The organism is Arthrobacter sp. Y3221157 (assembly GCF_059089865.1).
In genome coordinates, this window is record NZ_JBNHFD010000160.1 from 1 (window position 1) to 3,737 (window position 3,737).

At 70.4% G+C, this 3,737-nt stretch carries 5 protein-coding genes and 1 pseudogene; 4 read left to right on the forward strand and 2 right to left on the reverse strand.

Annotation, left to right across the window (positions count from 1 at the left end):
- Positions 1-308, reverse strand: a pseudogene (locus tag AC5RTT_RS20105) (2-phosphosulfolactate phosphatase); the annotation flags it as partial.
- Positions 305-1,174, reverse strand: coding sequence for a DUF4031 domain-containing protein (locus AC5RTT_RS20110; RefSeq protein ID WP_494146638.1), 870 nt, complete (start codon positions 1,172-1,174; stop codon positions 305-307). The gene AC5RTT_RS20110 and the pseudogene AC5RTT_RS20105, both read right to left, overlap by 4 nt.
- A 118-nt stretch (positions 1,175-1,292) precedes the next feature.
- Here AC5RTT_RS20110 and AC5RTT_RS20115 point away from each other — a divergent pair, with 118 nt between their 5' ends.
- The 4 genes from AC5RTT_RS20115 to AC5RTT_RS20130 all read left to right on the forward strand — a co-directional run.
- Entirely contained in the window at positions 1,293-1,703 is a 411-nt protein-coding gene (locus tag AC5RTT_RS20115; RefSeq protein WP_494146639.1) for a TOBE domain-containing protein, read from the forward strand.
- On the forward strand, positions 1,700-2,485 hold the full coding sequence (modA, locus tag AC5RTT_RS20120; protein ID WP_494146640.1) for a molybdate ABC transporter substrate-binding protein: 786 nt from the start codon (positions 1,700-1,702) through the stop codon (positions 2,483-2,485). The genes AC5RTT_RS20115 and modA overlap by 4 nt, the downstream gene beginning before the upstream one ends.
- Complete coding sequence (locus AC5RTT_RS20125; RefSeq protein ID WP_494146641.1) at positions 2,455-3,330, forward strand: ABC transporter permease; 876 nt, start codon at positions 2,455-2,457, stop codon at positions 3,328-3,330. Before modA ends, AC5RTT_RS20125 begins: the two co-directional genes overlap by 31 nt.
- Positions 3,327-3,737: ATP-binding cassette domain-containing protein (locus tag AC5RTT_RS20130; RefSeq protein WP_494146642.1), on the forward strand; the 411-nt coding region annotated here is incomplete at its 3' end. The genes AC5RTT_RS20125 and AC5RTT_RS20130, both read left to right, overlap by 4 nt.

The window sequence follows — 3,737 nt, forward strand, 5'->3', positions numbered from 1 at the left end:
AGGGTGGCGGGGGACAGGCTGAGCCCGCCGCCGTCGCGGGGTCCCGCCAACCGGGCCTGATGGCGGGCCGCGAAATCCTCGGCGCTGGTGTCCTTCCAGGGGTACGGAAACACCTCACCGCCCCGATCCAGGGCGACGCTGACGCAAGTGCCGAAGGACAGGACGTCCACCACCACGGCAAGGTCCGCCCCGGGCACCACGGTCCTGGCGCCGTCCAGGCCCCACTCCAGCCGTACCGTGTAGGGAAGCTGCCGGTGCGCTGCGTTTGCGGAATGCACGTGCAGGGTCTTCGAGGACGGGGCGTTCATGCCAGTTCACCTTTCAGGTTCCGCTGCGCGGCATCCAGCCACAGCTCCTTCGCCCGGCCGGTGTGGAAGAGCGGGTCCAGTTCCAGCAGGCGACGTACGACGGCGGCCCGCCCCGCCGCGAAGTCGGCGTCGCCCACGTGGGCGTAGTCCTTCCGGACGGCTGCCAAGTAGCGGGCGTATTCGTCCGGGTCCCGGCCGAGGACTGACAGGTCGGCGTCACAGAGGAGGGCGCCGTCGTCGTCCCCTGCTTCGGGGCGGTGATCGCCAGTGAGCCGGACCAGGCGCGCCACCTGTGCCACCTCGTCGGGCGGCAGGCCCGCGTCGCGAAGGCGGTCCTCCGCGAGCCGGGCGGATTCCTCCTCATCCTGCAGGGGGATCCCCTGGTACACGGCGTCGTGGAACCAGGCAGCCAGGAGGACGGTGCGGGGCGGGTCGGCCGGTTCGGTGAGCAGGTCCAGGGATTCGAGCACCGAGAGCAGGTGGGTGCAGCCGTGGTAGTGGCGGTGCGGTTCGCTCCATCGGTCCAGCAGGTCAAGGAACAGGGCGTCATGGCCGGGCATGACGGCATCCCAGCGGAGCTGCAGCGGCATCTTGAGCGACTTGTTCCGCTGCCGGGCGGGGATCCGCAGGCCGCTGGAGATCAGCTTGCGGACCAGCATCCGGCCCTCGACGGGCAGGGCGCCGGCCGCTACAAGTTCATCGAAACGGCGTTCGGGAACGTCGTAATGGTCGCCATCGAATGCCCGCCCAGGGATTCCTGCCGCCCCGGCGAAGGCGTGGAGTTCAGCCAGCGAGGTGTCCGAGACCAGGTGGGAGAAGTGCGTGCCGTGGGCAGGCCATAGCGGCGGGTCGATGTAGATGGCCATGGAGGAAGTCTAGTAGTGCCGGGCGGGGCGGCCGTTGACAATCCGTGGGAGGCAGTCACATTCGGAAAAGCGGAAGAAAGGCAGGATCCGTTCCGCAAATGCGCTCTATAGTGGGCGAATGACCACTATCCGCGTTTCCGAGGCTGCGCGCTTCCTTGGCGTCAGTGACGATACTGTCCGCCGCTGGACGGACAACGGTTCCCTCACCCCGCTGCGGGATGACGCGGGCCGGCTCGCCGTCGACGGGCTGGAGCTCGCCCGGCATGCCCGGAAGCTGGCGCAGCTGCCGGACGATCCGCACCGGACAGGCAGTTCGGCCCGGAACAGGTTCATCGGCCTGGTGACGGACATCAAGGCGGACAAGGTCATGGCCCAGGTGGAGCTGCAGTGCGGCCCGTTCCGGGTGGTGTCCCTGATGAGCAGCGAGGCCGTTGCTGAGCTGGGGCTGGAGCCGGGATCCGTTGCCACTGCCGTGGTGAAGGCCACCACCGTGATCATCGAAACCCCGCAGGGAAAGGGCGCCCTGTGAGGCGGAAGGCCGGCAGCGTGCTGGCGGCACTTGTCCTGGCAGCCGGGCTCGCCGGCTGCGGCGGGGGCACCGCCGCTTCCAGCAGTTCCGCCGGCGGAGCGGAAGGGACCCTGACGGTCTTTGCTGCCGCTTCGCTGAAATCCAGCTTCACCGAACTGGCCCGGATGTTTGAGGCGCAGCATCCCGGAACCGATGTCACCCTGAGTTTCGCCGGCTCGTCGGACCTGGCTACCCAGATCAGCCAGGGCGCCCCCGCGGACGTCTTCGCCTCGGCGGACACCAGGAACATGGAAAAACTGCGGGCCGCCGGACTGCTTGAGGCTGAACCCCGGATCTTCGCCACCAACACCCTTGGCATCGCCGTCCCGCCAGGAAACCCGGCCGGCGTCCGCTCCTTCGCCGACCTCTCCAGGCCAGGCACACGCCTCGTCACCTGCGCCGTGCAGGTGCCCTGCGGTGCAGCGGCCGCCGCGGTGGCGGAACAGCAGGGGACGGACCTGGACCCCGTCAGCGAGGAAAATTCGGTCACGGACGTGCTGGGCAAGGTGGTGTCCGGTGAGGCCGACGCCGGCCTGGTCTACGTCACGGACATCCGCTCCGCGGGGGACAAGGTGGACAGCGTTCCGTTCCCCGAAGCGGCCGGGGTGGTCAACAGCTATCCGGTCGCCGCAGTGGCAGGCGGCGGGAACACCACAGCCGCCCGCGCGTTCGTGGACCTGGTGGCCGGCCCCGAAGGCCGGCAGGTCCTGGAATGGGCAGGCTTCGGGGCCGGCACCCGGTGAAGGGGACGGCCTACACGGGGGTGCCCCGCTGGCTCTACGTCCTTGCAGCCCTGGCAGCCCTGGTCATTGTCCTTCCCCTGCTGGCCATCGTCAGCCGGGTCAAGTGGAGCAATTTCCTGGCGCTGGTTACTTCGGAGTCCGCTGTGACCGCCTTGGGGCTGAGCCTTCGCACTTCCGCCGTCAGCACGCTGGTGTGCATCGTGCTCGGCGTCCCGCTCGCCCTGGTGCTGGCCCGTGGACGCTTTCCGCTGCAGGGCCTGCTGCGCTCGCTGGTGCTGCTGCCGCTGGTACTGCCGCCCGTCGTCGGCGGCATCGCACTGCTGTACACGTTCGGCCGGCAGGGCCTGCTGGGCGGGACCCTGGAAGTGCTCGGACTGCAGATCGCCTTCTCCACCACGGCGGTGGTCCTGGCCCAGACCTTCGTGGCGCTGCCGTTCCTGGTGGTCAGCCTGGAAGGGGCGCTGCGGACGGGCGGCCAGAAGTACGAGGCCGTGGCGGCCACGCTCGGCGCGCCGCCCGGCGTCGTCTTCCGCCGTGTCACGCTGCCGCTGATGTTGCCCGGCCTCGCGTCCGGCGCGGTACTGTCCTTCGCCCGCAGCCTGGGCGAGTTCGGGGCCACCCTCACCTTCGCCGGCAGCCTGCAGGGGGTCACCCGGACCTTGCCGCTGGAAATCTACCTGCAGCGCGAGACGGACCCGGACGCCGCCGTCGCGCTGTCCCTGGTCCTCGTAGCCGTGGCTGTGGCCGTGGTGGCACTCGCATACCGCCGTCCCCGCGGCGGTGCCCGGCACGCCCCGGATGAACGGACGACGGCGGCCGCCCCGGCAGGAGGGGCCCTTCCGTGACGTTCTCCTTCCATGCAGCCGTGGCTGAGCGGGGCTTCGATGTCGCCCTGGATGTGGCGCCGGGCGAAACGCTGGCGGTGATGGGCCCGAACGGGGCCGGCAAGTCCACCCTGCTGTCCAGCATCGCCGGCCTGCTCAAGCCGGACACCGGCCGCGCGCACCTCGACGGCCGCGCACTCTTCCACCTGGACGGCACCACGCACCGGTGGACTCCGCCGCACAGCCGGGGCGCCGCCCTGCTGGCGCAGGAAGCCCTGCTGTTTCCGCACCTCACTGCCCTGGAGAACGTGGCATTCGGGCCGCGGAGTGCGGGAGTAGCCCGGCGGGCGGCGGAGGGCGAGGCCAGGCGGTGGCTGGCGGAAGTGGAGGCAGCGGACCTGGCGGGGCGGCGGCCGGCCGAGCTCTCC

Bases quoted from the DNA above. Each gene is read 5' to 3' on its own strand.
- AC5RTT_RS20125 (WP_494146641.1), top strand. From the start codon at position 2,455: ATGGGCAGGCTTCGGGGCCGGCACCCGGTGAAGGGGACGGCCTACACG.
- AC5RTT_RS20110 (WP_494146638.1), bottom strand. From the start codon at position 1,174: ATGGCCATCTACATCGACCCGCCGCTATGGCCTGCCCACGGCACGCAC.
- AC5RTT_RS20115 (WP_494146639.1), top strand. From the start codon at position 1,293: ATGACCACTATCCGCGTTTCCGAGGCTGCGCGCTTCCTTGGCGTCAGT.